This window comes from Streptomyces sp. NPDC101118, from assembly GCF_044759445.1.
In the GTDB taxonomy this organism is placed as follows: Bacteria; Actinomycetota; Actinomycetes; order Streptomycetales; family Streptomycetaceae; genus Streptomyces.
In genome coordinates this window covers 605,547-632,496 of record NZ_JBIVZG010000003.1, presented here as the reverse complement: position 1 = coordinate 632,496, position 26,950 = coordinate 605,547, and the positions used below count along the sequence as shown (strand labels likewise).

General features: G+C 74.5%; 28 protein-coding genes and 1 riboswitch. Of the genes, 15 read left to right on the top strand and 13 right to left on the bottom strand.

The window, feature by feature from the left end:
• Window position 1: 1 nt before the first annotated feature.
• A complete protein-coding gene (locus tag ACIQUQ_RS08775; protein WP_403972823.1) occupies window positions 2–799 on the bottom strand; it encodes an acetoacetate decarboxylase family protein in 798 nt (265 codons plus the stop codon).
• Between the two features lie 139 nt (window positions 800–938).
• Between ACIQUQ_RS08775 and ACIQUQ_RS08770 the strand changes: the two genes are divergently transcribed.
• From ACIQUQ_RS08770 to ACIQUQ_RS08750, 5 genes are all read left to right on the top strand, one after another.
• Window positions 939–1,565 (top strand): TetR/AcrR family transcriptional regulator, encoded by a 627-nt coding sequence (locus ACIQUQ_RS08770; protein ID WP_403972821.1) that lies wholly within the window; start codon window positions 939–941, stop codon window positions 1,563–1,565.
• A gap of 73 nt (window positions 1,566–1,638) precedes the next feature.
• The gene (locus ACIQUQ_RS08765; protein ID WP_403972819.1) at window positions 1,639–2,616 is read left to right on the top strand and encodes a DEDDh family exonuclease; all 978 of its coding nucleotides are present in this window, start codon (window positions 1,639–1,641) and stop codon (window positions 2,614–2,616) included.
• Window positions 2,617–2,679: 63 nt separating this feature from the next.
• Window positions 2,680–2,913, top strand: coding sequence for a hypothetical protein (locus tag ACIQUQ_RS08760; protein ID WP_399940366.1), 234 nt, complete (start codon window positions 2,680–2,682; stop codon window positions 2,911–2,913).
• 134 nt (window positions 2,914–3,047) lie between these two features.
• Window positions 3,048–3,908, top strand: a complete 861-nt coding sequence (locus ACIQUQ_RS08755; RefSeq protein ID WP_403972816.1) for an SURF1 family protein — start codon at window positions 3,048–3,050, stop codon at window positions 3,906–3,908.
• Window positions 3,909–3,976: 68 nt separating this feature from the next.
• Window positions 3,977–4,735 carry an SDR family oxidoreductase gene (locus ACIQUQ_RS08750; protein WP_403972813.1) on the top strand — a complete coding sequence of 253 codons (759 nt, stop codon included), beginning with the start codon at window positions 3,977–3,979 and terminating at the stop codon, window positions 4,733–4,735.
• 29 nt (window positions 4,736–4,764) lie between these two features.
• On the opposite strand, the gene amaP is transcribed toward ACIQUQ_RS08750, so the two are convergent.
• The 9 genes from amaP to ACIQUQ_RS08705 form a co-directional block, all read right to left on the bottom strand.
• Window positions 4,765–5,325 carry an alkaline shock response membrane anchor protein AmaP gene (gene amaP, locus ACIQUQ_RS08745; protein ID WP_403972809.1) on the bottom strand — a complete coding sequence of 187 codons (561 nt, stop codon included), beginning with the start codon at window positions 5,323–5,325 and terminating at the stop codon, window positions 4,765–4,767.
• Between the two features lie 4 nt (window positions 5,326–5,329).
• A complete protein-coding gene (locus ACIQUQ_RS08740; RefSeq protein WP_403972806.1) occupies window positions 5,330–5,926 on the bottom strand; it encodes a DUF6286 domain-containing protein in 597 nt (198 codons plus the stop codon).
• 8 nt (window positions 5,927–5,934) lie between these two features.
• Window positions 5,935–6,312 carry an Asp23/Gls24 family envelope stress response protein gene (locus ACIQUQ_RS08735; RefSeq protein ID WP_399940351.1) on the bottom strand — a complete coding sequence of 126 codons (378 nt, stop codon included), beginning with the start codon at window positions 6,310–6,312 and terminating at the stop codon, window positions 5,935–5,937.
• Between the two features lie 4 nt (window positions 6,313–6,316).
• Entirely contained in the window at window positions 6,317–6,502 is a 186-nt protein-coding gene (locus ACIQUQ_RS08730) for a hypothetical protein (RefSeq protein ID WP_399940348.1), read from the bottom strand.
• Between the two features lie 121 nt (window positions 6,503–6,623).
• Window positions 6,624–7,046 (bottom strand): Asp23/Gls24 family envelope stress response protein, encoded by a 423-nt coding sequence (locus tag ACIQUQ_RS08725; protein WP_403972803.1) that lies wholly within the window; start codon window positions 7,044–7,046, stop codon window positions 6,624–6,626.
• A 216-nt stretch (window positions 7,047–7,262) separates the two neighbouring features.
• Entirely contained in the window at window positions 7,263–8,042 is a 780-nt protein-coding gene (locus ACIQUQ_RS08720) for an enoyl-CoA hydratase/isomerase family protein (protein WP_399940570.1), read from the bottom strand.
• A gap of 127 nt (window positions 8,043–8,169) precedes the next feature.
• On the bottom strand, window positions 8,170–8,391 hold the full coding sequence (locus ACIQUQ_RS08715) for a helix-turn-helix domain-containing protein (RefSeq protein WP_018518904.1): 222 nt from the start codon (window positions 8,389–8,391) through the stop codon (window positions 8,170–8,172).
• 314 nt (window positions 8,392–8,705) lie between these two features.
• Window positions 8,706–10,304: an ABC-F family ATP-binding cassette domain-containing protein gene (locus ACIQUQ_RS08710; RefSeq protein WP_403972800.1), complete on the bottom strand. Its 1,599-nt coding sequence runs from the start codon at window positions 10,302–10,304 to the stop codon at window positions 8,706–8,708.
• Window positions 10,305–10,359: 55 nt separating this feature from the next.
• Entirely contained in the window at window positions 10,360–11,088 is a 729-nt protein-coding gene (locus ACIQUQ_RS08705; RefSeq protein WP_403972798.1) for a hypothetical protein, read from the bottom strand.
• Between the two features lie 164 nt (window positions 11,089–11,252).
• Between ACIQUQ_RS08705 and ACIQUQ_RS08700 the strand changes: the two genes are divergently transcribed.
• On the top strand, window positions 11,253–12,140 hold the full coding sequence (locus ACIQUQ_RS08700; RefSeq protein ID WP_403972796.1) for a neutral zinc metallopeptidase: 888 nt from the start codon (window positions 11,253–11,255) through the stop codon (window positions 12,138–12,140).
• A gap of 59 nt (window positions 12,141–12,199) precedes the next feature.
• Window positions 12,200–12,595, top strand: coding sequence for a VOC family protein (locus ACIQUQ_RS08695; protein ID WP_403972793.1), 396 nt, complete (start codon window positions 12,200–12,202; stop codon window positions 12,593–12,595).
• A gap of 121 nt (window positions 12,596–12,716) precedes the next feature.
• On the opposite strand, the gene ACIQUQ_RS08690 is transcribed toward ACIQUQ_RS08695, so the two are convergent.
• Together ACIQUQ_RS08690 and ACIQUQ_RS08685 are read right to left on the bottom strand one after the other, a co-directional pair.
• The gene (locus ACIQUQ_RS08690; RefSeq protein WP_403972924.1) at window positions 12,717–14,039 is read right to left on the bottom strand and encodes a hypothetical protein; all 1,323 of its coding nucleotides are present in this window, start codon (window positions 14,037–14,039) and stop codon (window positions 12,717–12,719) included.
• 179 nt (window positions 14,040–14,218) lie between these two features.
• Window positions 14,219–15,346, bottom strand: coding sequence for an alpha/beta hydrolase (locus ACIQUQ_RS08685; RefSeq protein WP_403972791.1), 1,128 nt, complete (start codon window positions 15,344–15,346; stop codon window positions 14,219–14,221).
• 376 nt (window positions 15,347–15,722) lie between these two features.
• Here ACIQUQ_RS08685 and ACIQUQ_RS08680 point away from each other — a divergent pair, with 376 nt between their 5' ends.
• From ACIQUQ_RS08680 to ACIQUQ_RS08650, 7 genes are all read left to right on the top strand, one after another.
• Complete coding sequence (locus ACIQUQ_RS08680; protein WP_403972789.1) at window positions 15,723–16,979, top strand: anion permease; 1,257 nt, start codon at window positions 15,723–15,725, stop codon at window positions 16,977–16,979.
• 19 nt (window positions 16,980–16,998) lie between these two features.
• Window positions 16,999–17,220, top strand: coding sequence for a hypothetical protein (locus tag ACIQUQ_RS08675; RefSeq protein WP_403972786.1), 222 nt, complete (start codon window positions 16,999–17,001; stop codon window positions 17,218–17,220).
• 129 nt (window positions 17,221–17,349) lie between these two features.
• A riboswitch (cobalamin riboswitch) is annotated at window positions 17,350–17,495 on the top strand.
• Between the two features lie 35 nt (window positions 17,496–17,530).
• Window positions 17,531–18,499 carry a cobalamin biosynthesis protein gene (locus ACIQUQ_RS08670; RefSeq protein ID WP_403972784.1) on the top strand — a complete coding sequence of 323 codons (969 nt, stop codon included), beginning with the start codon at window positions 17,531–17,533 and terminating at the stop codon, window positions 18,497–18,499.
• On the top strand, window positions 18,496–20,022 hold the full coding sequence (locus ACIQUQ_RS08665; RefSeq protein WP_403972782.1) for a cobyric acid synthase: 1,527 nt from the start codon (window positions 18,496–18,498) through the stop codon (window positions 20,020–20,022). The genes ACIQUQ_RS08670 and ACIQUQ_RS08665 overlap by 4 nt, the downstream gene beginning before the upstream one ends.
• 166 nt (window positions 20,023–20,188) lie before the next feature.
• Window positions 20,189–22,309, top strand: a complete 2,121-nt coding sequence (locus ACIQUQ_RS08660; protein WP_403972780.1) for a putative cobaltochelatase — start codon at window positions 20,189–20,191, stop codon at window positions 22,307–22,309.
• On the top strand, window positions 22,309–22,908 hold the full coding sequence (gene cobO, locus ACIQUQ_RS08655) for a cob(I)yrinic acid a,c-diamide adenosyltransferase (protein WP_403972777.1): 600 nt from the start codon (window positions 22,309–22,311) through the stop codon (window positions 22,906–22,908). The genes ACIQUQ_RS08660 and cobO overlap by 1 nt, the downstream gene beginning before the upstream one ends.
• Window positions 22,902–24,377, top strand: coding sequence for a cobyrinate a,c-diamide synthase (locus tag ACIQUQ_RS08650; protein ID WP_403972775.1), 1,476 nt, complete (start codon window positions 22,902–22,904; stop codon window positions 24,375–24,377). The genes cobO and ACIQUQ_RS08650 overlap by 7 nt, the downstream gene beginning before the upstream one ends.
• Before the next feature lie 149 nt (window positions 24,378–24,526).
• On the opposite strand, the gene ACIQUQ_RS08645 is transcribed toward ACIQUQ_RS08650, so the two are convergent.
• Window positions 24,527–25,288 carry a ZIP family metal transporter gene (locus ACIQUQ_RS08645; protein WP_403972772.1) on the bottom strand — a complete coding sequence of 254 codons (762 nt, stop codon included), beginning with the start codon at window positions 25,286–25,288 and terminating at the stop codon, window positions 24,527–24,529.
• 139 nt (window positions 25,289–25,427) lie between these two features.
• Here ACIQUQ_RS08645 and cobC point away from each other — a divergent pair, with 139 nt between their 5' ends.
• On the top strand, window positions 25,428–26,888 hold the full coding sequence (gene cobC, locus ACIQUQ_RS08640; RefSeq protein ID WP_403972769.1) for an Rv2231c family pyridoxal phosphate-dependent protein CobC: 1,461 nt from the start codon (window positions 25,428–25,430) through the stop codon (window positions 26,886–26,888).
• The last annotated feature ends 62 nt before the right edge of the window (window positions 26,889–26,950 follow it).

The window sequence follows — 26,950 nt, the reverse complement described above, 5'->3', positions numbered from 1 at the left end:
GTCACACGCTCCCTTCCGGCGGCCCGTCGAAGGCCTGCTGCGGGTCGTCGTAGCGCTGGTGGAGGTAGGGCAGGAGGGCCTGGGCGCTGACGCGCTCGACCACGCGGCCCTGCTGGTCGGTGGTCTTCTCGCCGATGGTGATCTCGACGAGGCGGCGGACCGGGAGGTCGGCGACGGGGTCGTACATCGACTCGCGGAGCACCACGTCACCGGTGACGCTCTCCAGCCTGCGGACCTTCTCGTTGCGCGTGCAGTGCACGAGCACGGGGTCGGCGTCGAAGCCGGAGCCGTCGACGGCGGGCAGGAACTTGAAGTAGAAGTCCGTCTTCCGGACGGGCTCGGGGAGCGGCAGGGCGCCGCCGACGGCGCCGCGCACCTCCACGAAGGCGATGCCGTGCCGGGCGAGTGCGGCCCGTACGACGAGTCCGTCGCGCTCGACGGTGACCTCACCCAGCTTCTTCGGCTCGCCGAACACCTCGCGGCCGCCGGTCAGCGCCCGCTCGTGGGTCATCGGCATCACCAGCGGGTACCAGCCGTCGACGCCTCCGTGCCGGGCGGCGACGGCGACCGATCCGGCGCCGAGGGGGTAGCCGGGGAGGTCGACCTTGCTGATGTTGGCCCGCACCAGGGGGCGCTCGGCGGGCTTGAGGGGCGGCGGCAGGACGGCCGCCACCACGTCGGGGTCGGTCTCCCAGACGGCCACCACGCCGGTGGACCAGATGTCGGGGAGCTGGGAACTCTTGGCGCGTGACGCGGCGATCTCGGCCTCGGTGCGCGCTCCGTACCGTACGCGTGCCATGGGTGTACCACCCCTTCGTCGTCGGTTCTGTAACACAGTTACACCGGCACCGATGAAGGGTAAAGACCGCTGCACGCACTAAAACTGACGGACCACCAGATCCGGCCGCCGTCCGGGCCGGAGCCACCAGGGAGGCACGATGGCCAGGAGCCCGCTGACCCGCGACGAGGTCCTGGAGGCCGCCGCCGCGCTGGTCAAACAGCACGGCCCGGCCGCCCTGACGATGCGCAAGCTGGCCGCCGAACTGGGCACGGCCGTCACCTCGATCTACTGGCACGTGGGCAACCGCGAGTCCCTGCTCGACGCCCTGGTGGAGCGCACGGTCCAGGACATGGGCGCCATCTCCCCCACCGGCCGCACCCCCGCCGAGCGCGTGGTCTCGGTGGCCCGCCGGCTGCGTCGCGAGCTGCGCGAGCGGCCGCACCTGATCGCGATGGTCCACGAACGCGGCCTGACGGAGCGGATGTTCCTGCCGGCCCAGCAGGCCCTGGTCCACGAGGTGCGGGCGGCGGGCCTGCACGGCACCCGCGCCGCGGACGCCGTACGGGCCATCCAGTTCCAGATCGTCGGGTTCGTCCTGGTGGAGCGCAACCGCGAGCGCTCCCCCGTCCAGTCCCCCGCCGAGACCGACCTGTGGGAACCGGGCGCCCTCCCCGGCGACCCGTCCCTCTCGCGCGCCCTCTCCCGCCCACCCGACCCCGAACGCCTCTTCCTCCTCTCGGTCAGGGCCCTGGCGACGGCCCTGCTCGGCCCGCCGTCCCGGTGAGCGCCGGGAGCTCGTCGCGGAACTCGGCTGACCCATGCGGGCAGCGGGGTGTCGGTGGGGGCCCGTATCCTCTGTGACCATGCTCGACGACCGTACGACCGCAGAGACGACGTGGCCGGCCGCGTACCCGCAGGGGTACGCGGTCGTCGACGTGGAGACCACCGGGCTCGCTCGCGACGACCGGATAGTGTCCGCCGCCGTCTACCGGCTCGACGCGCAGGGCAACGTGGAGGACCACTGGTACACGCTGGTCAATCCCGAGCGGGACCCGGGGCCGGTGTGGATCCACGGGCTGACCAGTGAGGTGCTGGAGGGTGCGCCGCTCTTCCGGGACATCGCCGAGGAGTTCGCCGAGCGGCTGGCCGACCGGGTGCTCGTCGCGCACAACGCCATGTTCGACTGGCAGATGATCGCCCGCGAGTACGCGCGGGCCGCCGGGGCGGCGCCGGTACGGCAGCGGCTGTGCACCATCGCCCTGTCGAAGGAACTGCGGCTGCCCCTGCCCAACCACAAGCTGGAGTCGCTGGCCGCCCACTTCGGCGTGGTCCAGCAGCGCGCGCACCACGCCCTGGACGACGCCCGGGTGCTGGCCGAGGCGTTCCGGCCGTCGCTGCACGCGGCCGCCCGGGACGGCGTACGCCTGCCGCTGCTGGAGTGCCGGCCGCTGACGGAGTGGTCGGACACCCCGGTCACGCCCCGCGTCGGGCACCAGGCCTCCTACCGGTCCGTCAGCTGGCGGCCCTCCCGCAAGCGGCCACCGTGCCCGCACCCGAACCCGGGACGGTACGAAGACGGCAAACCACTCAAGCAGGGCATGCGGATCGCCTTCTCGGGTGACACCTCCGTGGACCGGGAGCTGCTGGAGGACCGGACCGCCGAGGCCGGGCTGCACGTGGCGACGAGTGTGTCGCGGCTCACCAGCCTGCTGGTGACGAACGACCCCGACTCCGCCACCTCCAAGACCCTCAAGGCCAGGTCCTTCGGCACACCGGTCGTCGACGAGGCCGCCTACACCCAGCTGCTGCGAGACGTGGCTCCGGCAGACGGGTGACGGTCGGGCGACTCGCCGCCGCGCGCCGGGCGGCCGCGACCCGCTGGTCCCACCCTGTGGCGCATGGCACGTTGTGAGGTCTGCGGAAACGATTACGGCATGTCCTTCGAGGTGCACGCGCAGGGCGCGGTGCACGTCTTCGACTGCTTCTCCTGCGCCATCCACCGCATGGCGCCCATCTGCGAGCACTGCCGGGTCCAGATCATCGGGCAGGGCGTCGAGGTCGAGGGCCACTGGTACTGCGGCGGGCACTGCGCCCGCGCGGAGGGGAAGGTGGGCATCGTCGACCACGTGTGACGGCACCCGGCCGCCGCACGAGCACCCGATCGCGACCCCGGAGAACCGTCTCCCGCCCCACCGCCCCACCGCCCCGCGGGCGTGGGCGGGGGCCGCTCGCCGGGGTCTTCCGCGCTGCGGGTACCGTCGGTGGCGTGTACCGCTTTGTACTGACCCGGCAGTGGGTGTGCCTCACCCTCCTCGCCCTCCTCCTCGTCCCGGTGATGATCGAGCTGGGCTTCTGGCAGTTCCACCGCCACGAGAACCGGGTCGCGCAGAACGGGCTGATCGCGCGGAACCTCGCCGCGCCGCCCGTGCCGGTCGCCTCCCTCACCTCCCCCGGCCACACCGTGCCGCGCGCCGACTACTGGCGCCGGGTCACCGCCACCGGCACGTACGACACCGCGCACGAGGTCGTCGTACGCCGCCGCACCTCCGCCGACGACCAGCTCGGCGTCCACGTGCTCACCCCCCTGGTCCTGACGGACGGCCGGGTGCTGCTCGTCAACCGCGGCTGGGTGCCCGCCGCGGACGACCAGCGCGCGTACCCCGCCGTCCCGGCCGCCCCCAAGGGGCAGGTGACCGTCACCGGGCGGCTCAAGGCGGACGAGACCACCGGCGCCAGCGGCATCAAGGACCTCAAGGGCCTGCCCGACCGCCAGGTGATGCTCATCAACAGCGCCCAGCAGTCCGCGCTGCTGCACGAGCCGGTGCTCGGCGGGTACGTCGAACTCAGCGACCCCGTGCCGGCCGCCGGCGGGCCCGAGCCCATCGGGGAGCCGGACCACGACTCCATCGGCCCGCACATGGCCTACGCGGTGCAGTGGTGGCTGTTCACGGCGGGCGTGCCGGTGGGCTGGGTGATCCTCGTACGGCGCGAGAAGCGGGACCGCGAGCAGGCGGCCGCCGCTCCGGCAGGGGCCGACCCGTCCGGCATCGACCCGTCCGGCGTCGACCCGTCCGACCCGTCCGGGCCGGGACCCGCCGGTGCCGGGGAGCAGCCCGCCCCGGCGTGACGCCCGCCCCGCGTCCCGGGGCTCCCGCCCCGCTCCCCTCGCGGGGGCGGACACGGCAGGATGGGGCCATGGATCTTGGACTGAAGGACCGTGTGTACGTCGTCACCGGGGCCTCGCGCGGCCTCGGCCTGGCCACCGCCCGCGAGCTGGTGGCGGAGGGCGCGAAGGTGGTCGTCACCGGGCGCGACGCCGAGGGCGTCGCGCAGGCCGCCGCCGGCCTCGGCGAGGACGTGGCCGTCGGCGTCGCCGCCGACAACGCCGACCCGGCCGCCGCCGGGCGGCTGATCACCGCCGCGCGCGAGCGGTTCGGCCGCTTCGACGGAGTGCTCGTCAGCGTCGGCGGGCCGGCGCCGGGCTTCTCCGCCGACAACACCGACGAACAGTGGACGGCCGCCTTCGAGTCCGTCTTCCTGGGCGCGGTACGGCTGGCCCGCGCGGCCGCCGCCGAGCTGGAGGAGGGCGGGGTCATCGGCTTCGTGCTGTCGTCCTCGGTGTACGAGCCGATCCCGGGGCTCGCCATCTCCAACGGCCTGCGCCCGGGGCTCGCCGGGTTCGCCAAGTCCCTGGCCGCCGACCTGGGGCCGCGCGGGATCCGGGTGGTGGGCCTGCTGCCCGGGCGGATCTCCACCGACCGGATGCGCGCCCTGGACGAGCTGTCCGGCGACGCCGAGGCCAGCCGCAGCCGGAACGAGGCCGCCATCCCGCTGCGCCGGTACGGCACCCCGGAGGAGTTCGGCCGCACCGCCGCCTTCGTGCTGTCCCCCGCCGCCTCGTACGTGACCGGCGTCATGCTGCCGGTGGACGGCGGCGCCCTGCGCAGCTTCTGACGGGGCGACCGGCCACCGCGCCCGCCGGGTCAGGTGACGCGTCGGGCGTGGTGGGACTCCGCATTGAAGCGGGCCTCCGTCGGCAGCTCCGGAAGGCCCGTCGCCTCGCGGGCGTGGCCGAGGGCCTGGTCGGCCAGCACGTCCAGGGCGTCCGCCGGCACGGCGTGCGGGGCGAGCAGCACCCGTACCCGCGCGGAGGGCGCGCTGCGCCGGCCGTGCAGTGTGACGTGTGACCGTGCCACGCCGTCCACCGCGCCCAGCTCCGCCGACACCACCTGCTCCAGGGCCTTGCCCCGCAGCAGGGCGAAGGCCCCGTCACCGGTGTCGACCAGCAGTGCCGCCATCCGGGACCGGCGCAGCTGGGACAGGAACCACCACAGGGCCAGCAGGACGCACAGCGCCAGTCCGCCCAGCACCGCCCACCACCACCAGCCGTCGGCCTGGTAGCGCTCCCGCTCGGCCTGGCTCAGCACCACGTCGGCGCGGCCGGACCAGGGCCACAGCCCGCCCAGCAGGGCCGCGCCGAGGGCCGCCAGCAGCAGGCCCAGCAGTCCGAGCACGATCCGGTTGACCACCCCGAGCCGCCGCATCCGCTCACCTCTTCCCCACGGGACGGGTGACCCGCACGTGCAGCCGCGGGGCGTGCGCCAGCCCGAGCTCCGCCACGCCGACGGCCAGTACGTGGTCCAGGTCCTCCCGTACGTCGTCCAGTTCGCGGAAGTGCGAGGCGGCGCGCACCGTGACCCGCTTCCGGCCCACGGCCACCCGCGCCGACTGCACCCCGGACACCTCCATGGCCCGGTCCCGCAGCACGAGCGAGGCGGCCTTGCGGGTGAGCCCGGCGCGCACGCCCGGCAGCGGCCGCATGGGCAGCAGGCGGCGCAGCCCCGGCGTGAGGGCCAGGGCCAGCAGCAGCACACCGGCCGCGACCAGCACCGCGGCGCCCACGATCACGGCCGTGTCGTCGAGGGTGTGCCGCTCCAGAGAGTCGGCGAGGGAGTGCCGCCACTCCATGCCGGGCCGGTCCGCGCGTACCGCGGCCACGTCGTAGAGGAAGAGGGCGGACCCGCCGAGCAGCACCAGCGCGGTGAGGGCCGAGGGGATCCGGCGGGCGGACCAGAAGCGCCGGGCGCGGCCCGGGGCCGGGGCGGCGGCGTCCTCCGCCGCCTCCGGCCCGCCGAGGGTGGGCACCGGGCCGGTCACCGGAGCCCGGCCCGCGGGGACGGCTGGGTGTGGACGGAGTGCAGGTGCTCGACGTCGATGTCGACCTCGGGCACCGTCATGCCGGCGAGTTCCTCGACGCGGGCGGCGACGTGCCGGCGTACCGCGGCGCACTGGGCACCCAGGTCACCGGGGTAGGGCAGTTCGAGGCTGATGCGCACGCGTGCGATGTCGTGGTGCACGGTGACGGTCGCGTGCGGTGCCGTGCCGACGCGCGCCGCCCGGGGCAGCGCCTCGCGCGCGGCCTGGGCGGCGATCTTGGCGACGACGCGGTCGGCGATCCGGGTGGACCCGCGTTCGGCGACCGGGACGGCGGCGGTGCGCGAGGGCCGGGGGGCGGGCGTGGCCGTGGTCACCCCGTCACCTGCGCCGGTCGTCGCGGGGGCGGAAGAAGTCGCCGGGTTCCAGGTCCCCGTCGAGGAACCGGCCCAGTACGAAGCCGACGGCGCCGAGCGCCGCCACCAGCAGGAAGGCACCGAAGCCGCCGAAGTACCCGGCGAACCCCAGCCCCATCCCGGCCAACAGGCCGACCACGGCCATGCTCATCGCGAGAGCTCCTCTCGGCGGATCAGGTCCCGGCGGATCGCGTTCCGGCGGATCGCGTTCCGGCGGATCGCGTTCCGGCGGATCGCGCGCGCCGGGGTCGGGCGCGCCACGGTCAGGCGCGCTACTGGAGCCGGGACTCCGTCTCCTCGTCTTCCTCGTCGGGCAGCTTGACGTCGGTGACGGCGATGTTGACCTCGACGACCTCCAGGCCGGTCATCCGTTCCACCGACGAGATGACGTTCTCACGGACGGCCCGGGCCACGTCCCTGATCGACACGCCGTAATCGACGACGATCTCCAGGTCGAGTGCGGTCTGCACCTCGCCGACCTCGGCCTTGACGCCGCGCGAGACGGATTTCGCCGCCCCGGGGACGCGGTCCCGTACGGCGCCGAAGGTGCGGGACATCCCGCTGCCCATGGCGTGGACGCCGACCACCTCTCGGGCGGCCAGCCCGGCGATCTTCTCGACCACGCCGTCGGCGATGGTGGTGCGCCCGCGGCTGCCGGGCTCGGGGAGGCGCTTGCCCGTGTCGCTTTCGGTCATCGCGATTCCCTCCAGGGTGTTCGGGGCTCCACCCACCGTAAGCGCGGTTGCCCGGACGCGCCTCGCGAAAACCTCCGACGGCCGCAGAACGGGCCGCGAAACGCCGCGAGCGCCTGCGGACCGGCGGAACCGGTCCGCAGGCGCTCGCGGCGGTCGTGCGTGCGGCCGGCCCCGGACCGCCCGCGGGCAGCCGGGGACCGGACCGGGCCCGGGTCGTCAGTCCGAGAGGCCCGCCAGGTCGCGCAGGCGGCGGGCCTGCGCGGCCCGCTCGGCGGCGCGCTGGTCCTCGTACGAACGGGTGACGGCACCCCGCAGCAGGTTCTTGGTCTCGATCACCGCGTCCCGCGGGGCGGCGAGCAGCGCGGCGGCCAGGTCCTGGACCGCGGCGCCGAGCTCCTCCCCGGGGACGACCAGGTTGGCGAGGCCGATCCGCTCGGCCTCCTCCGCCTGGACGAAACGGCCGGTGGCGCAGATCTCCAGGGCGCGGGCGTAGCCCACGAGGGAGACCAGCGGGTGCGTGCCGGTCAGGTCCGGCACGAGGCCCAGGCTCGTCTCGCGCATGGCGAACTGCACGTCATCGGCGACGACGCGCAGATCGCAGGCGAGGGCCAGCTGGAAGCCCGCGCCGACGGCATGACCCTGTACGGCGGCGATGGTGATGATGTCGTTCCGACGCCACCAGGTGAAAGCCTCCTGGTACTCGGCGATGGTCGCGTCGAGGCGCTCGTCCGAGCCCCGGGCCAGGTCGAGGAAGGACGGCTCTCCCTCGAAGCCCTCGGGCGTGAACCCCTGCCGGTCGAGTCCGGCGGAGAAGGACTTGCCCTCACCGCTCAGGACGACGACCCGCACGGTGCCCGGCAGCAGCCGTCCGGCCTCCGTCAACGCCCGCCAGAGCGCGGGGGACTGAGCGTTTCGCTTGGCCGGATTGGTCAGTGTCACCGTGGCGACCGTGTCTTCGACGGTAAGCCGTACGCCGTCCTTGTCGAGCAGAGCCATCAGCGCCTCCGGGAGAGCAGCCACACGTATAAGTGACTGCACAGTAACCACCCAGCCGGCCATGGGGACGGCCGGGGGTCACCGAAGGTCGTGACGGCGGTGTGATCCGCGGCTGGTCGCGGCCCTGTCAGGCCGTGGCAGCCTTCTTGCCGCGCGTGGCGCCACCGCGACCGCGCAGCGTGACTCCGGACTCGCTGAGCATCCGGTGGACGAAGCCGTAGGAACGGCCGGTCTCCTCGGCCAGCGCCCGGATGCTCGCACCGGAGTCGTACTTCTTCTTCAGGTCTGCCGCGAGCTTGTCGCGCGCGGCGCCGGTCACCCGGCTGCCCTTCTTCAGAGTCTCGGCCACCCGTGCCTCCTCATGGGAAGTGCGCTCTGGACTTCTCATGATCACCCCTCGTGGCCTTCCTGGCCACCCATTCGACAAGGTCCGTCGGGGGGCTTTTTCCGCGGGTGCCGCGGCCGTCACGAGCGGAATTAACCGCTCCGGATCTTTGACGGCCCTGACCTGGTGATTCTTTTCCCGGCCGGGGGGCGGGGCGCGACGCCGTGCACGCAGAGGTACCAGACGGTCTCACTCAGATGATGGATCACGCATGAGCCGAATGATCCAGAACGCTCTGGATCATTCGGCAGGGAGGCGGCACGGGCCGCCACCGGGACTCAGGCGAGGGCGACCAGGTCCTTGTAGTCCGGACCCCACAGGTCCTCCACGCCGTCCGGCAGCAGGATGATCCGCTCCGGCTCCAGCGCGTCCACCGCGCCCTCGTCGTGCGTGACGAGGATGACGGCGCCCTTGTACGTGCGCAGCGCGCCGAGGATCTCCTCGCGGCTGGCCGGGTCGAGGTTGTTGGTGGGCTCGTCGAGCAGCAGCACGTTGGCGGAGGAGACCACCAGCGTGGCCAGGGCCAGCCGGGTCTTCTCGCCGCCGGAGAGCACGCCGGCCGGCTTGTCCACGTCGTCGCCGGAGAACAGGAACGAGCCCAGCACCTTGCGGACCTCGACCAGGTCGAGGTCGGGCGCGGAGGAGCGCATGTTCTCCAGGACGCTCCGCTCGGGGTCGAGGGTCTCGTGCTCCTGCGCGTAGTACCCGAGCTTGAGGCCGTGACCGGGGGTGACCTGGCCGGTGTCCGGCTCCTCCACGCCCCCGAGGAGGCGCAGCAGGGTGGTCTTGCCGGCACCGTTGAGGCCGAGGATGACGACGCGGGAGCCCTTGTCGATGGCCAGGTCGACGTCGGTGAAGATCTCCAGGGAGCCGTAGGACTTCGACAGGCCCTCCGCCGTCAGCGGGGTCTTGCCGCAGGGCGCCGGCTCGGGGAAGCGCAGCTTGGCGACCTTGTCGGAGACGCGTACGGCGTCCAGGCCGGCCAGCAGGCGGTCGGCGCGCTTGGCCATGTTCTGGGCGGCCACGGTCTTCGTGGCCTTGGCGCGCATCTTGTCGGCCTGGGCGTTGAGGGCCGCGGCCTTCTTCTCGGCGTTCTGGCGCTCCCGCTTGCGGCGCTTCTCGTCGGCCTCGCGCTGCTGCTGGTAGAGCTTCCAGCCCATGTTGTAGACGTCGATCACGGAGCGGTTGGCGTCGAGGTAGAAGACCTTGTTGACCACCGTCTCGACCAGCTCGACGTCGTGGGAGATCACGATGAAGCCGCCGCGGTAGGTCTTGAGGTAGTCCCGCAGCCAGATGATCGAGTCGGCGTCGAGGTGGTTGGTCGGCTCGTCGAGGAGCAGGGTGTCGGCGTCGGAGAACAGGATCCGGGCCAGTTCCACGCGGCGGCGCTGACCGCCGGAGAGGGTGTGCAGCGGCTGGCCGAGCACCCGGTCGGGCAGGCCGAGGGCGGCCGAGATGGTGGCGGCCTCTGACTCGGCCGCGTACCCGCCCTTGGTGAGGAACTCGGTCTCCTGGCGCTCGTACTGCTTGAGGGCCTTGTCGCGGGTGGCGCCGGTGCCGTTGGCGATGCGGTCCTCGTTGGCGCGCATCTTCTTGATCAGCACGTCGAGGCCGCGCGCGGACAGGATCCGGTCGCGGGCCAGGACGTCGAGGTCGCCGGTGCGCGGGTCCTGCGGCAGGTAGCCGACCTCGCCGGAGCGGGAGATGGTGCCGCCCGCGGGCTGGCCCTCGCCGGCCAGGCACTTGGTGAGGGTGGTCTTGCCGGCTCCGTTGCGGCCGACCAGGCCGATGCGGTCGCCCTTGGCGATGCGGAACGAGGCGTTGTCGATGAGGATGCGGGCGCCGGCGCGCAGCTCGATGCCGGAAGCGGTGATCACGGAAATACTCCAGTGCGGACGGGACGGAAGGGGGCGGGGGCGAGCTTCGACGCCGCTAATCCGCGAGGAGATTTGCCATGGGGTTAAGTCTAACGGCGGTGCGCAACTGCTTTTCGGGGCTGTGAGTGGCCTCACGCGGGCGCTCGTTGCCGAGCGGGCGGCGGGTCGGGCTGACGCGGCCCAGCGCGTCGATGGCCACCAGGCCCTCGTTCCAGGGGCGGGCGGGGTCCTCACAGGGGCGCGGGACGAGCAGCACGCGGCCGAGGCGGAGCAGCCCGCGGGGCCGGAAGGCGCAGTCGGCGGGCGCGGGGAAGGTCCACCGCAGGTCGCCGTCGTCGGTGCGGTACGCGGAGACGCGGCCGGGCGTGACCACCGCCAGCATCCGCGTGCCGGGGTCGAGGGCCCACAGGGCGCCCTCGGCGGCGCCGGGCATGACCCGGTGCCAGCGGACCGCCCCGCGGGGACCGGTGTCGGTGACCATGCCGTCGTCCCAGAGGGCGAGGGCGTGGCCGGGGGCAGCGAGGACGGCCACCGGGGTCCTGGCCTCGCGCCGGTACGTCCACAGGGGCGCGCGGCCGGGCCCCGGCCCGTAGGCGCGTACGGCCGGGCCCTCGATGCGCAGGACGGGTGCCCCCGCGGCGGCGCCGGGGGCGGGGTGCCGGGTGAGCCGGTCCCCGTAGGGGGTGGCGCTCGAACGGTGGACGGCACCGGCCACGGGGAGCGCGAGCAGCAGCGCGAGGAGCGCCGGGAACGCGGCCCTGACGCCTCGGGGAAGGGCGGACACGGGCGCCGAGCCTAGTCGCGCCGGCGGGGCCGGACCGTGCCTCGGCCGGGCCGGCCGGCGCCCCGGAGGGCCCGGCGTCCCCCGTTCGGGTGCCCGCCCGGGGCCGTGGGGCCCCGCGCGGCACAGGATGAGGGGGTCGGTTACCCGAGCGAGGGCGGTGCGGGATGCAGTTCGACGACGACGCCGACCTGGACACGTCGGAGGTCCAGGATGTGCGCGGCAGCCGTATCCCCGGCGGGAAGGCGACGATCGGCGGCGGCATCGGCGCCCTGATCGCGCTGGTCCTGGGGCTGCTCTTCGGGGTGGGCCCGGAGCAGCTGGGCCTGTCGTCCGGGGACTCCGAGCCGCAGGCCTCGGCGTCCACCGTCTCCGAGGTGCAGCAGTCCTGCCTGAAGGGGCGGGACGCGAACGCGCGGGAGGACTGCCGGATGGTCGCGGTGGTCAACAGCGCGCAGGACTTCTGGCGGCAGGAGTTCACCCGGCGCGGCGGGCAGTACAGCCCGGCGCGGACGGTGTTCTTCGCGAACCGGGTCGGCACCGCGTGCGGCACGGCCACCTCGGCGGTGGGCCCCTTCTACTGTCCGGCGGACCGGAAGGTGTACCTCGACCTCGGGTTCTTCGAGGAGCTGCGGACCAGGTTCGGGGCGTCGGGCGGGCCGTTCGCGCAGGCGTACGTGGTGGCGCACGAGTACGGGCACCACATCCAGAACCTGACGGGCACGCTGGCCAGGGCGCAGGACGGGCGGACGGGGGCGAACAGCAACGCGGTGCGGGTCGAGCTGCAGGCCGACTGCTACGCCGGGGTCTGGGCGCACCACGCGACGCAGACGCCGGACGAGAAGGGCCGGACCCTGATCACCCGGCTGACGGACGAGGACATCCAGGACGGGCTGAGCGCGGCGGCGGCGGTGGGCGACGACCGGATCCAGGAGAAGTTCCAGGGGCGGGTCATGCCGGAGGCCTGGACGCACGGCTCGGCCGAGCAGCGCCAGCGGTGGTTCTACCAGGGGTACCGGACGGGCGACATGGCCCAGTGCAACACCTTCCGCTGACTGTCACACCCGACTGGCAGACTGTGCCGTGGGTCACATTCACGAGAGGAAGTGACGTCATGGCAGGCAGTCCCTCCATCTGTCCGACGCTGCTGTACGCGGACGCCAAGGCCGCCCTCCAGCTGCTGACCGAGGCCTTCGGCTTCACCCGGGTCGCGGTGTACGAGGGTGACGACGGCGCGGTGGCGCACGCGGAACTGTCGTACGGGAACGGCGTGGTGATGCTCGGCAGCAAGGGCACGGGCAGCGCGTTCGACAAGGCCATGGCCGGGGCCGGCCCGACGGGCCTGTACGTCGTCGTGGAGGACGTCGACGCACACCACCGCCGGGCCGTGGAACACGGCGTGGAGATCCTGATGGAGCCCACCGACCAGGACTACGGCTCGCGGGACTACATGGCCCGCGACAAGGAGGGCAACGTGTGGAGTTTCGGGACGTACGTGCCCTCCTCTTAGGCTCCTTCACCTCCGGCTCTTAGGCTCCTTCACCTCCGGGCGCCTCGATGCCGCCCTTCGGTTCGCTCACCGGCCGGCCTCGGCGGAGGACACCGAACTGCCGCACCACGGCGCGGCGGCCTCAGATTCCCCCGGTATGGACCTGGAAGGCGGCGCGGCGGACGGCCTTGGCCAGGGCCGGGTCGGGGTGGGCGGCGGCGAGGGCGACCAGGACCTGCACGGTGCGCGGGTGGCCGACCGCCCGTACCTCGTCGAGCAGGTGGGGCACGGTGGTGCGGACCGCCGAGTCCAGGTGGCGGACCAGGAGTTCGTTCTCGCCGTGGTCGGCGACGGCCGCGGCGGTGTCCACCCAGAGCCACGTCTGCTCCTCGCGGGTGAGCACGTCCTGCGCTTCCTCGGGGTCGGCGCCTTCGTGCTCGGCGAGCCAGAGCAGCGCGTACGGGCGGAGCGCCGGCTCCCCCACCGCGGTCCGCACCTCGGGTTCCGCGGGGGCGCCGACCACGCGCAGGGCCTCGAAGGCCAGGCCACGGAGCAGGGCGTCCTCGCCGCGGGCGGCCTGGAGGAGTTCCGCGATGGCGCTGCCGGCCGGCCGGGCGGCGAGCCAGGCGCGGTACTCGGCACGGGCCGGGCCGGGGGTGAGCCGGGCGCAGCCCAGGAGCATGTTGGCCGCGGGCTGTTCGATGTTCCCGGCCGGGCTCTGGGCGGCGACGCAGATCTGCTCCAGCTTGACCCAGACCGCCCAGCTGCCGAGCGGCGTGAGGGTGGCGCGGGCGGGCCCGAGGGTGAGCGCGTCCACGGCGGCGAGGGCTCCGAGGGCCCAGCGCAGCAGGCGGGAGAGCGTGGCGGTGTCGGGGGCGGGTCCGGCGGCCTCGTCCTGCGGGCCCTCGTACGGGACCTCGCACCGCTCGTCGTGGAGTTCGGCGACGCGCTGGCCGAGGAGGTCCAGGAGCGCGGGGACGGTGACCGGCCCCGCGGAGAGCTGGAGGAGGGAGAGCAGCTGGGGCATCGCCTCGACGACCTCGGCGACCGCCGCGGGGGCGACGCCGTCGGGGGCGGGGTGGATGAGCGACCAGGCGTCGAACAGCGCGACCCAGCCGCGCAGCACGGCGGCGTCGTCGCTGTCCCAGGCGCGCAGCCGCCAGCCGGGGCGGGCGCTGGTGCCGTGGACCTCGACGAGTCCGGCGAGGCGGGCGCGGTCCCAGGCGGCGCGGATCTGGCCCGGGGTCAGGCGCAGTTCTCCGGCGGCGCGTTCGACGGCGTCGGGGGGGAGGGTGCCCGTGGTGCCGGGGTGGGGTGCGCCGGTGCCGCCGCCGAGGTGCTCGGCCGCCCAGCGGGTGAGGCGCACCTCGTCCGCGAGTGAGGCTCTGGCGCGGTTGGCGAGTTCGGCCGGGCCCGGGGTGCCCGCGGGCGGGCGGGGGGCCGGCCGGGTGCGCCGGTTCGTCACCGCCTTGCGGGCGGTGGCCACCGAGCGCGGGGAGACGAGTCGGAGTCTGGAGTCGCGCGCCAACTGCTCATCAGGCTTTCGGGACGTCACGGGGAGCAGTCTCGCCCTTCACCGGCCGAAAGCCCAAACGGAACCGGCCGTTACCACGGGCGTGTTCACGCCAACTGTGGCGGACGGGGTCACATGAGGGGCGTGAGGAAGCGGCGCAGGGCCTCTTCGTACCCGGCGGGAGCCGCGTTCCACATCGCCCCATGGGGTGCGTCCCGGACGGTGTGGAGGGTGACGAGTGCGGGGCGGCGGTCGGCCAGGTTCCGCGACAGCTCGTAGGGCGCGAGGGTGTCGTCGGGGCCGTGCAGCACGAGGACGGGGACGCGCAGCCCCGCGGGGTCGGCGGCCTCGGGCAGCCGGTCGCCGCGCAGCCCGGTGCGGCCCTCGGCGGCCCGTACCGCGAGGGGGATCAGCGGCGCGGGGGTGCCGCGGGCGGCGGCGAGGTTGCGCAGGGCGAGGTGCCAGTCGAGCACGGGCGAGTCGAGCACCAGGCCGGCGATGCGGTCGCGGAGCGCGGAGCGGGCGGCGGCGTGCAGGGCCATGGAGGCCCCGGTGGACCAGCCGTAGAGGACCACGCGCTCGGCGCCGAAGCGGACGGCGTAGCGGATGGCCGCGTCGAGGTCCCGCCACTCGGACTCGCCGAGGTGGCCGAGGCCGTCGGGGGAGGCGGGGGCGCCGAGGTCGTTGCGGTAGGCGAGGTCGAGCACCGGGAGCCGTGCGGCGTTCAGGAACGGCATCAGGTTCATGGGGTGCTCGCGGGTGGCGCCCAGGCCGTGCACCGTGATCACCCAGGTGCGGCGGGGGGCGGGCACGAACCAGGCGGGCAGCGCGCCGAGCTCCCCGGGTACGTCGACGTCGGCGTACTCCAGGCCGAGCGCGGAGCCGGGGTCGCCGATGTGGAGCGCGGGGGTGAAGCGGACCCGGGTGCCGGTGGCGAGGGTGCCGTGGGTGACGCGTTCGAGGCGGCGGACGACCGTGTCGGGGTCGTGCGGGGCCTCCGCGAGCACCTGGCCGACGACGGCGTGCACGCCGGGCGCGACCAGTCCGTACCGGCCGGGGCGCAGGGCGGCCAGGGAGCGGGTCAGGGACACCTGCCCGTCCGCCGCGCCGTGGACGCTGAGCCTGGGGCCGCCCGGGAGGGGCCGGCCGGGGGCGGGGCGGAGGGCCGCGTCGCCGACGTACCTGCCGACGGCGACCGCGGCCGCTCCGGCACCTATGAGCGTGGTGACGGCCGCTGCCGTCGCTGTAGCGGTGCGCACGGCTCCAGTGTCGGCGGGCGCGGGCCGCGCGGCCAGCGGAGCGGCGCGCGCGGGTGTCGCGAAAGGGAGGCATCGCGTTCCGGTCACTGGCCGGAGCCGTCCGGTTACGGGTGGTCGGAGGGGTGTCGGGGGCCGCGTGATCTGCGTCTCCCGCGCGCCTCGCGACGGCCCGCCGATGGTTCCGTTTCCATCACGGGAGGGGGCTGTTCACCTCGCCCTGACGTGCATATTTCCGGACATCACCCGGACAATCGGCACAAAATGTCCCGTGGGGCGCCGATCCGGTACACCACTCCGCCCGCCCCAGTTCATCTTCCGTTCACTCAGGTTGCCTACGTTCAACGAAGCCACTGACCTCAAACAGAAGCCTGGGTAAATGGAGCACATAACGCTTCTCCTCGGGATCGTGATCGTTACCGCTCTCGTCTTCGACTTCACGAACGGTTTCCACGACACCGCCAACGCGATGGCCACCACCATCTCGACTGGCGCTCTCAAGCCCAAGACGGCGGTGGCCATGTCCGCCGTGCTCAACCTCGTCGGCGCGTTCATGTCCGTGGAGGTCGCCAAGACGATCTCCAAGGGCCTGGTCAACGAGGAGGGCATCCAGCCTGAAGTGATCTTCGCCGCCCTGGTCGGCGCGATCCTCTGGAACCTGCTGACCTGGCTGGTCGGACTGCCGTCCAGCTCCTCCCACGCCCTGATGGGTGGTCTGATCGGTGCCGCGGTCGCCTCCGCGGGCATCGGCGCCGTCAACGGCGGCGTCGTCGTCACCAAGGTCCTCATCCCCGCCGTCGCCGCCCCGATCGTGGCCGGCGTGGCCGCGATGCTGGCCACCAAGGTCACGTACAAGCTGGGCAACAAGGTCGGCGAGAAGACCTCCGCCAAGGGCTACCGCGCCGGGCAGATCGCCTCCGCGGGCCTGGTCTCCCTGGCGCACGGCACCAACGACGCGCAGAAGACGATGGGCATCATCACCCTGGCCCTGATCGCCGGCGGCGCCATCGCGCCCGACGCGAACCCGCCGGTCTGGGTCATCGTCTCCGCCGGTATGGCCATCGCCCTCGGCACCTACCTCGGCGGCTGGCGCATCATCCGCACCATGGGCAAGGGCCTGACCGACCTCCAGCCGCAGCAGGGCTTCGCCGCCCAGACCTCGGCCGCGAGCGTCATCCTGGCCTCCTCCAACCTGGGCTTCTCCCTCTCCACCACCCACTCGTGCTCCGGCGCGGTCATGGGTGCCGGCCTCGGCCGCAAGGGCGGCGTGGTCCGCTGGTCCACCGCCACCCGCATGTTCGTCGCGTGGGGCCTGACCCTGCCGGCCGCCGCGCTGGTCAGCGCCGGCGCCGAGCTGGTCACCCGCCAGGGCGACTGGGGCGTCGCCGCCGTCGCGGTCTTCCTCGTCGGCTCCTGCCTCGCCATCTGGCTGATCTCGCGCCGCCAGGTCGTCGACCACAACAACGTCAACGACGTGGACGCCGAGGAGCCCGGTGTGGTCACCACCGCCATCGCGGCCGTGACCCCGCCGCCGGCCGGCACCACCGCCGCCGTCGCGGACGAGGACCTCAAGGCCACCATCCCGGCCCCCTCCCAGCACCCCGAGTCCCCGGCGGCCCCGGCCGCCGCGGTCTGACCACAGAGGATCAAGCGGTATGGACATCGACTGGGCAGCCCTCGGCTCCGTCTTCGGCGTGAGCCTGTCGGCCACCGTGCTCCTGGTGACGCTCTTCACCCTCGGCATCGTCGGCCTCTCGAAGCACGAGGCGGCCACCGAGCGGGGCGGCAGCGCCACCCTGGCCCGCACGGGCGCGTACGCCTCCTTCGCGCTCTGCGCGGCGGCCGTGGCGTACGGCATCTACCTGATCGTCAGCTGACCTGACGGCCCGAACTCCCCCGCGGGACACCCGCGGGGGAGTTCTTTTGCGTGTCCCGCCGCGTTGTCCCCGTCGTGGCCCGCACTCCCCCGGGCGTTCCCTTAAGGGCAGGTCAACGGCAAGTTGACGGGCTGTCGCGGTGCGTGGTGGACTGCCCGAGCCATCACGGCGGCAGGAGAGGAAGTCCGGTGCGAATCCGGCGCGGTCCCGCCACTGTCACCGGGGAGCACACCAGCCCCGGGAGCCAGGAACTCTCACCGCCGGTTTACGTCGAACCAGGGCGCGGACCCTGAGTGAGGACATACCTGCCATGCGTGCCGACCGCGTGTTCGCGTACGGCGCGGCGGCGGGCCTGATCGGCGACCGGATCCTCGGTGATCCGCGCCGCGGGCACCCCGTCGCCGCCTTCGGACGCGCCGCCGCCGCCGTGGAACGCGCCCTCTGGCGCGACCACCGGGGCCGCGGCGCACTCCACACACTCCTCTGCGCCGGTGGTGCGGCGGCCCTGGGCGCGCTCGGCGCCCGCGCCGTGCGCTCCAGGCCCGCCCCGCTCCGTATCGCGCTGACCGCCACCGCCACCTGGGCCGTGGTCGGCGGCACCTCGCTGGCCCGTGAGGCGCGGGCCATCGGCGGGGCGCTCGCCGCCGGCGATGCCGACGTGGCCCGCGAACGCCTGCCCCACCTGTGCGGGCGCGACCCGCACTCCCTGGACGAGCAGCAGATCGCGCGGGCGGTCGTGGAGTCGGTCGCCGAGAACACCTCGGACGCCGTGGTCGGGGCCCTGGTCTGGGGCGCGGTCGCGGGCGTCCCGGGACTGGCCGCATTCCGCGCCGTGAACACGCTGGACGCCATGGTGGGCCACAAGTCGCCCCGTTACCTCCGCTACGGCTGGGCCTCGGCCCGGCTGGACGACCTCGCGGGCTGGCCGGGAGCGCGGCTCACGGCCGCCGCGGCGGTGCTGGCGGGCCCGGATCGTCGGGGGGCGGTCCGGGCCTGGCAGCAGGACGCGGCCAAGCACCCCAGCCCCAACGCCGGACCGGTCGAGTCCGCCTTCGCGGGGGCGCTCGGCGTACGGATGGGCGGCACCCTCGCGTACGGCGGACGCGTCGAGCACCGGCCGGTGCTCAACGGCGCGGCCGGCCGCCCGGTCGCCGTGCCGGACATCGAACGGGCGGTACGGCTCTCCCGGCGGGTCACGTGGCTGGCGCTGGGCGCCTGCGTGGCCGGCCGGACCCTCGCGGCGCGCATCGCGCGCACCCACAAGGAAGGCAGGGCATGAGCGGCTCCTCGGCACGGCTCGGCGGCGGTCTGCTGGTCGCCGGCACCACCTCGGACGCGGGGAAGAGCGTCGTCACCGCCGGCATCTGCCGCTGGCTCGCCCGGCAGGGCGTGAAGGTCGCGCCCTTCAAGGCGCAGAACATGTCCCTCAACTCCTTCGTCACGCGCGAGGGCGCCGAGATCGGCCGCGCCCAGGCCATGCAGGCCCAGGCGGCCCGGGTGGAGCCGACCGCGCTGATGAACCCGGTGCTCCTCAAGCCCGGCAGCGACCGCTCCAGCCAGGTGGTGCTGCTGGGCCGGCCGGTGGGCGAGATGAGCGCCCGCGGCTACCACGGCGGCCGTCAGGAGCAGTTGCTCGGTGTGGTGACGGACTGCCTGGAGCAGCTGCGGGGCACGTATGACGCCGTGATCTGCGAGGGGGCCGGCAGCCCGGCCGAGATCAACCTGCGGCGCACCGACATCGTGAACATGGGCATCGCCCGGGCGGCCCGGTTCCCGGTGGTCGTGGTCGGCGACATCGACCGGGGCGGGGTGTTCGCGTCCTTCTTCGGCACCACCGCCCTGCTCAGCGCCGAGGACCAGGAGCTGGTGGCCGGCTACCTGGTCAACAAGTTCCGGGGCGACGTCTCGCTGCTGGAGCCCGGCCTGGAGATGCTGCGCGGGCTCACCGGCCGCGCGACGTACGGCGTGCTGCCGTTCCGGCACGGGCTGGGCATCGACGAGGAGGACGGGCTGCGCGTCTCGCTGCGCGGCGCGGTCCGCGAGTCGGTGGTGGCGCCGCCGGTCGGCGAGGACGTGCTGCGGGTCGCGGTGTGCGCGGTGCCGCTGATGTCGAACTTCACGGACGTGGACGCGCTGGCCGCCGAGCCGGGCGTGGTGGTGCGGTTCGTGGACCGTCCCGAGGAGCTGGCCGACGCCGACCTGGCCGTCGTGCCGGGCACCCGCGGGACGGTGAAGGCGCTCGAGTGGCTGCGCGAGCGCGGACTGGCCGACGCCCTGCTGCGGCGGGCCGCCGAGGGCCGGCCGGTGGTCGGGATCTGCGGCGGCTTCCAGGCGCTGGGCGAGCACATCGAGGACGAGGTGGAGTCCCGGGCCGGCTCGGTGGAGGGGCTCGGCCTGCTGCCCGTACGGGTGCGCTTCGAGCGGGAGAAGACCCTGGCGCGGCCGGTCGGCGAGGCGCTGGGCGAGGCCGTCGAGGGGTACGAGATCCACCACGGCGTGGCCGACGTGCGGGGCGGCGAGCCGTTCCTGGACGGGTGCCGGGTGGGTGCCGTGTGGGGCACGCACTGGCACGGCTCGCTGGAGTCGGACGGCTTCCGCCGGGCGTTCCTGCGGGAGGTCGCGGCCCAGGCCGGGCGGCGCTTCGTACCGTCCCCCGACACGTCCTTCGGGGCGCTGCGCGAAGAACAGCTCGACCTCCTCGGCGACCTGGTCGAGGAGCACGCCGACACCGCCGCGCTGCTGCGGCTCATCGAGACCGGCGCTCCGGCCGGTCTCCCGTTCATCGCTCCGGGGGCGCCGTGACGACCGGGATCCCCGCATGCGTGGGGAACACAGCAGCAGCTCGATCAGCGGATCGTGCAGCAGCGGGTCATCCCCGCAGACGCGGGGACCAGACGACGAGCTTCCCACGATTCGGCGACGCACGCGCACACGCCGGCCATCAGCCCTACGAAGGAGTGATCAGTTCATGAGCCGCGCACCGTTTCCGTTCACGGCCGTGGTCGGCCAGGACGACCTGCGCCTGGCCCTGCTCCTCAACGCGGTGAGCCCGGCTGTCGGTGGGGTCCTCGTGCGCGGCGAGAAGGGAACGGCCAAATCCACGGCTGTCCGTGCGCTCACGGCCTTGCTTCCGGCGGTCGAGGTCGTGTCCGGCTGCCGGTTCTCCTGTGCTCCCGCCGCCCCGGATCCCGACTGCCCGGACGGCCCGCACGACACGGCCTCGGGTGGCACGCGGCCCGCCCGGATCGTGGAACTGCCGATCGGAGCTTCGGAGGACCGACTCGTCGGCGCTCTCGACATCGAGCGGGCGCTCGCCGAAGGTGTGAAGGCGTTCGAACCGGGCCTGCTGGCGGACGCCCACCGCGGGATCCTGTACGTCGACGAAGTGAACCTCCTCCACGACCACTTGGTGGATGTCCTCCTGGACGCTGCCGCCATGGGTGCTTCGAACGTGGAGCGTGAGGGCGTCTCGGTGCGGCACGCTGCCCGCTTCCTGCTCGTCGGCACCATGAACCCCGAAGAGGGCGAGCTGCGACCGCAGCTGCTCGACCGCTTCGGGCTCACGGTGGAGGTGGCAGCCTCGCGCGATCCGCAGCAGCGGGTCGAGGTGATCAGGCGCCGACTCGCGTTCGAAGACGCTCCGGCCGCGTTCGCCGCCCAGTGGGCGGATGACGAGGGCGCGGTCCGGGCCCGGGTCGTCGCCGCCCGGACCCTGCTGCCCCGAGTCCGGATCGAAGACCGGTCCCTGCTCCAAATCGCCGCCGTGTGCGCCGGCTTCGAGGTGGACGGCATGCGCGCCGACATCGTGATGGCGCGCACGGCGACGGCGCTGGCCGCGTGGGCCGGGCGGACCGATGTGCGCAAGGAGGACGTGCGGCAGGCCGCGCTGCTGGCACTGCCGCACCGGCGCCGCCGCAACCCCTTCGACGCGCCGGGCCTGGACGAGGAGAAGCTCGACCGGATCCTGGACGGCTTCCCCGACGACGAGCCGGAGCCCGAGCCGGAGCCGGAGGGCCCGGGCGACGGCGACGGCGACGGACCGGAGGGCGGCCCGGAGGGTCCCGGTGACGGCGGCCCGGACGGCGGCGGCGTGCCGCCGCAGGGCGGCGGTCCCGAGGAGACGGGCACCGACGGTACGCCGGAGCCGCCCTCGACCGGCGAGCCGGCTCCGGGCGAGTCCGCCCCCGCCCCCGCGGCGGCCGGCGCGCCCGAGCAGGCGGCCGTGGGCGCCGCCGAGCCCTTCCGCACCCGGATGCTGAGCGTGCCGGGGCTCGGGGAGGGCGCGGCCGGGCGGCGGTCCAGGGCGCGTACGGCGCACGGGCGGACCACCGGGTCACAGCGTCCCCGGGGCCAGCTGACGAAGCTCCACCTTGCCGCCACCGTACGGGCCGCGGCCCCGCACCAGCTGGCGCGCGGGCGCTCCGGGCCCGGCCTGGTGGTGCGCCGGGACGACCTGCGGCAGGCGACGCGGGAGGGCCGCGAGGGCAACCTCGTGCTGTTCGCGGTCGACGCCTCGGGGTCGATGGCGGCCCGGCAGCGGATGAGCGCGGTCAAGGGCGCGGTGCTGTCGCTGCTGCTCGACGCGTACCAGCGGCGGGACAAGGTCGGTCTGATCACGTTCCGGGGTGCCGGGGCCGAACTGGCCCTGCCGCCCACCTCGTCGGTGGACGCGGCGGCGGCCCGGCTCGAACTGCTGCCGACGGGCGGGCGCACCCCGCTCGCCGCGGGGCTGCTGAAGGCGCACGAGACGCTGCGGATCGAGCGGCTGCGCGACCCGTCCCGGCGCCCGCTGCTGGTGGTCGTCACCGACGGGCGGGCCACCGCCGGCCCGGACGCGGTGCCCCTGGCGGCGCGCGCCGCACGGCTGCTGGCCGGCGAGGGGACCGCCTCGGTGGTCGTGGACTGCGAGACGGGCCCGGTACGGCTGGGCCTGGCCGGGCGGCTGGCCGCCGACCTGGGCGGGACGGCCGTGACCCTGGAGGGGCTGCGGGCCGACGCGCTCGCGGGCCTGGTGAAGGACATGCGTACGGACGGGCGCGCCGACAGGCGGGCGCCCGGTTTCCACCACACCGACAGGAGGGCCGCGTAATGCCCCAGGGACAGCCGACCGTCATCCCGGACGACGGTCTGACCACGCGTCAGCGCCGCAACCGCCCGCTGGTCTTCGTGCACACCGGCCCCGGCAAGGGCAAGTCGACCGCGGCCTTCGGGCTGGCCCTGCGGGCCTGGAACCAGGGCTGGCCGATCGGGGTGTTCCAGTTCGTCAAGTCCGCCAAGTGGAAGGTCGGCGAGGAGAACGCCCTCAAGGCCCTCGGCGAGACCGGCAAGGGCGGCACCGTCGTCTGGCACAAGATGGGCGAGGGCTGGTCCTGGGTGCAGCGCGACGCGCAGCTCGACAACGAGCAGGCGGCGCGGGAGGGCTGGGAGCAGGTCAAGCGCGACCTGGCCGCGGAGACCCACCGGCTGTACGTGCTGGACGAGTTCGCGTACCCGCTGCACTGGGGCTGGATCGACGTGGACGAGGTCATCGAGGTGCTGCGGGACCGGCCGGGCCAGCAGCACGTGGTCATCACGGGCCGCAACGCGCCGGAGAAGCTGGTGGAGTTCGCGGACCTGGTCACCGAGATGACCAAGGTCAAGCACCCGATGGACACCGGCCAGAAGGGCCAGAAGGGCATCGAGTGGTGAGGATCCCGCGTCTGGTCGTGGCCGCTCCCTCGTCGGGGAGCGGCAAGACCACCGTCGCGACGGGGCTGATGGCGGCCTTCGCCGAGCGGGGGCTGGCCGTCTCCCCGCACAAGGTGGGCCCCGACTACATCGACCCCGGCTACCACGCGCTGGCCACCGGCCGGCCGGGCCGGAACCTGGACGCGTTCATGTGCGGGACCGGCATGGTCGGCCCGCTGTTCGCGCACGGGGCGGCCGGCTGCGACCTGGCCGTGGTCGAGGGCGTGATGGGGCTGTACGACGGTGCCGCCGGGCAGGGCGAGCTGGCGTCCACGGCACAGGTGGCGAAGCTGCTGCGGGCGCCGGTGGTGCTGGTCGTGGACGCGTCCTCGCAGTCCCGGTCGGTGGCGGCGCTGGTGCACGGCTTCGCGTCCTTCGACCCGCAGGTGCGGCTCGGGGGCGTGATCCTGAACAAGGTCGGTTCCGACCGGCACGAGGCGATGCTGCGGGAGGCCCTGGAGGAGGCGGGCGCCACGGTGCTGGGCGTGCTGCGGCGCGCCCCGCAGGTGGCGGCGCCGTCCCGGCACCTGGGTCTGGTGCCGGTGGCCGAGCGCCGTGCGGATGCGCTGGAGTCCGTACGCGCCCTGGCGGACCAGGTGCGGGCGGGCTGCGACCTGGAGGCGCTGCTGGCGCTGGCCAGGTCGGCGCCGCCGCTGGCGGAGGAGGCGTGGTCGGCCGGGGAGGCCGTGGGGTCCGTCACGGGCGCTTCGGGCGCTTCGGGCGTTCCGGACGCTGGGGATGCTGCGGATGCTGCGCGCGCTGTGGATGTCGCGGGCGGGCCCGTCGGGCGGCCGGTCGTGGCCGTGGCGGGCGGGCCGGCGTTCACCTTCTCGTACGCCGAGCACACCGAGCTGCTGCGCGCCGCCGGGGCGGAGGTCGTCGCCTTCGACCCGCTCGGGGACGAGGCGCTGCCGGAGGGCACGAGCGGTCTGGTGATAGGCGGCGGCTTCCCCGAGGTGTACGCCCCCGAGCTGGCCGCCAACGAGCCCCTGCGGAAGGCCGTGGCCGAACTGGCGGCCTCCGGTGCCCCGGTGGCCGCGGAGTGCGCCGGCCTGCTGTACCTGGCCCGGTCCCTGGACGGGAAGCCGATGTGCGGGGTGCTCGACGCGGACGCGCGGATGTCGGAGCGCCTCACCCTCGGCTACCGCGAGGCCGTGGCCCTCACCGACAACGCCCTCGCCGCGGCCGGCACCCGGCTGCGCGGGCACGAGTTCCACCGGACGGTGGTCGAGCCCGGCGCGGGTGCCGAGCCGGCGTGGGGGTTCACGCACCCTGAGCGGCGCGTCGAGGGCTTCGTACGGGGCGGGGTGCACGCCAGCTACCTGCACACGCACTGGGCCGCCGCGCCCTCGGTGGCGGTGCGCCTGGCCGCGGCGGCGGGCCGCGCCGCGGTGGGCGGGCCCGGCCGGGCGAGACCGGCGGGGTCCTGATGTCCTGTGGGGGGCCGGCGGCCTGCGGGGGGCCGCCGATCCTCGGGGCGGGCCGGTCCGGATCCGGTCTGCCCGCCGGCGGGGCGCGCCGGCCCGGCGCCGGGCGGGCCGGCGGCAGGGCGCGCCGGTCCGCCCGCGGGCCGGCCGGGTCATTCCGCGATGCCGACCACCAGCCAGATGACGCCCACTCCCCCGGTCGTGCACAGCAGCGTGGAGAGCGCGGGGTGTTCGTGGTGCGCCTCGGGCAGGATCTCGGCCGCCGCGAGGTAGAGCAGGGCGCCGCCGAAGAAGCCGAGGTACGCGCCCAGCGGTTCCTCCGGGAGGGTGAACAGCAGCGTGGACGCGGCGCCGACGACCGGTGCCAGCGCGTCCGCCACCAGCATGGCCGTGGCCTTGCGGCGGTCGTTCCCGTACAGGCTGGCCAGTGTGTACGTGTTGAAGCCGTCGGCGAAGTCGTGGGTGATCACGGCCAGTGCCACGGCCACGCCCATGCCGCCGCCGACCTGGAAGGCCGCGCCGAGGGCCACGCCGTCCATGAGGCTGTGGCCGACCATCGCGGCGGCCGCCGTGAGTCCGACCTGCGGTGCCCGGCCTCCCCTGCCGGTCCCGCCCTCGGCTCCGCCCCCGGTCCCGTCCTGCGCGCCGTGCGCGGCCTGGCGCACCGCCAGCAGCCGCTCCACGACGTGCGTCGCCAGGAAGCCCGCCACGAAGAGCAGCAGGGCGGCCGGTACGCCGAACACCTCGGTCCCGGCGGCTTCGAGCGCCTCGGGCAGCAGGTCGAGGCCGACCACGCCCAGCATCAGCCCGCCCGCGAGGCCGAGCACGAGGTGGCGGCGGTCGGTGACGCGCTGCGCCGTCCACCCGCCCGCCAGCGTCATCAGGAACGCGCCCAGCGCGACGATCACCGCCATGGGCCCCTGCTTACCGATCCGCGGCGATTCGCGCACCTCCGGGCGGCTACCCGGCGGGGCACCCCGTTGACCGGCGGGTTGACGTCGGTGAATCATCGCTGAACCCGATCCCCCCCACAGTTTCGAGAGGACCACTCGATTGATCGGTCTCATATCCCGCGCGGGCGCCGCGCGGGTCGTCGTCGGTGTCGGTGCCCGCGAGGGCGTGTCCGTGGACGAGGTCTGCGGTGTGGTCGAGGAGGCCCTGCGCGGGGTCGGGCTCACGCCCGCCGCCGTGACGGCGCTGGCCACGGTCGAGGGTAAGGCGGGCGAGGCGGGGATCGTCGGTGCGGCCGCCCGGTTCGGGGTGCCCGTGGTCGCGTACGACGCACGGACCCTGGCCGGGGTGCCGGTGCCGCACCCTTCGGCTGCCGTGGAGGCGGCCGCGGGTACCCCGTCGGTGGCGGAGGCCGCCGCGCTGGCCGCGGGGGGCGAACTCCTCGTACCGAAGCAGCGGTCGGAGCGGGCCACCTGCGCGGTGGCGACCGCGGCCGGGTCCGCCGGGGACGGCGGGGACGCCGGGCCCGACCTGCGCCACCACGGGGACGCGGAGGTGCGCGGGATCGCGGGCCTGGTGGACCTGGCCGTGAACGTGCGGTCGGACACGCCGCCGGAATGGCTGAGACGTCACATCGCCCTGTCGCTCGACACGCTGGCCGCGTACCCCGACGGGCGCGAGGCGCGGGCCGCGGTGGCGGAGCGGCACGGGCTGCCGGTGGAGCGGGTGCTGCTGACGGCGGGCGCCGCGGAGGCGTTCGTGCTGCTGGCGCGGGCGCTGCGGGTGCGTCGGCCGGTGGTGGTGCACCCGCAGTTCACGGAGCCCGAGGCGGCGCTGCTGGACGCCGGGCACCGGGTGGAGCGGGTGCTGCTGCGCGAGGAGGACGGCTTCCGGCTGGACCCGGCGGACGTGCCGGAGGACGCCGATCTGGTGGTGGTCGGCAACCCCACCAACCCGACGTCGGTGCTGCATCCGGCCGCCACGCTGGTGAAGCTGGCACGGCCGGGCCGGGTGCTGGTGGTGGACGAGGCGTTCATGGACGCGGTGCCGGGCGAGCGGGAGGCCCTGGCGGGCCGGACGGACGTGCCGGGTCTCGTGGTGCTGCGGAGCCTGACGAAGACCTGGGGACTCGCGGGGCTGCGGATCGGCTACGTGCTGGCGGAGCCGGAGACGATCGCCCTGCTGGAGCGGGCGCAGCCGCTGTGGCCGGTCTCGACGCCGGCGCTGGCGGCGGCCGAGGCGTGCGTGTCGGAGCGGGCGCTCGCGGAGGCGGAGGAGGCGGCCCGGCAGATCGCGGTGGACCGTGACCACCTGCTGGCGGGGCTGGCGGAGTTCGAGGAGATCCGGGCGGTGCGGCCGGCCGAGGGTCCGTTCGTGCTGATCCGGGTGGACCGGGCGGACGAGGTGCGGGCGCGGCTGCGGACACTGGGCTTCGCGGCCCGGCGCGGTGACACCTTTCCGGGGCTGGGGCCCGACTGGCTGCGGCTGGCGGTGCGGGACCGGGCGACGACCGGACGGTTCCTCCAGGCGCTGGACCAGGCGCTGACGCTGACGACGCGGTGACGCTGCCGGTGCCGGTGTCGCTGCCGCTGCCGCTGCCGCTGCCGGTGCCGCTGCGGTGACGC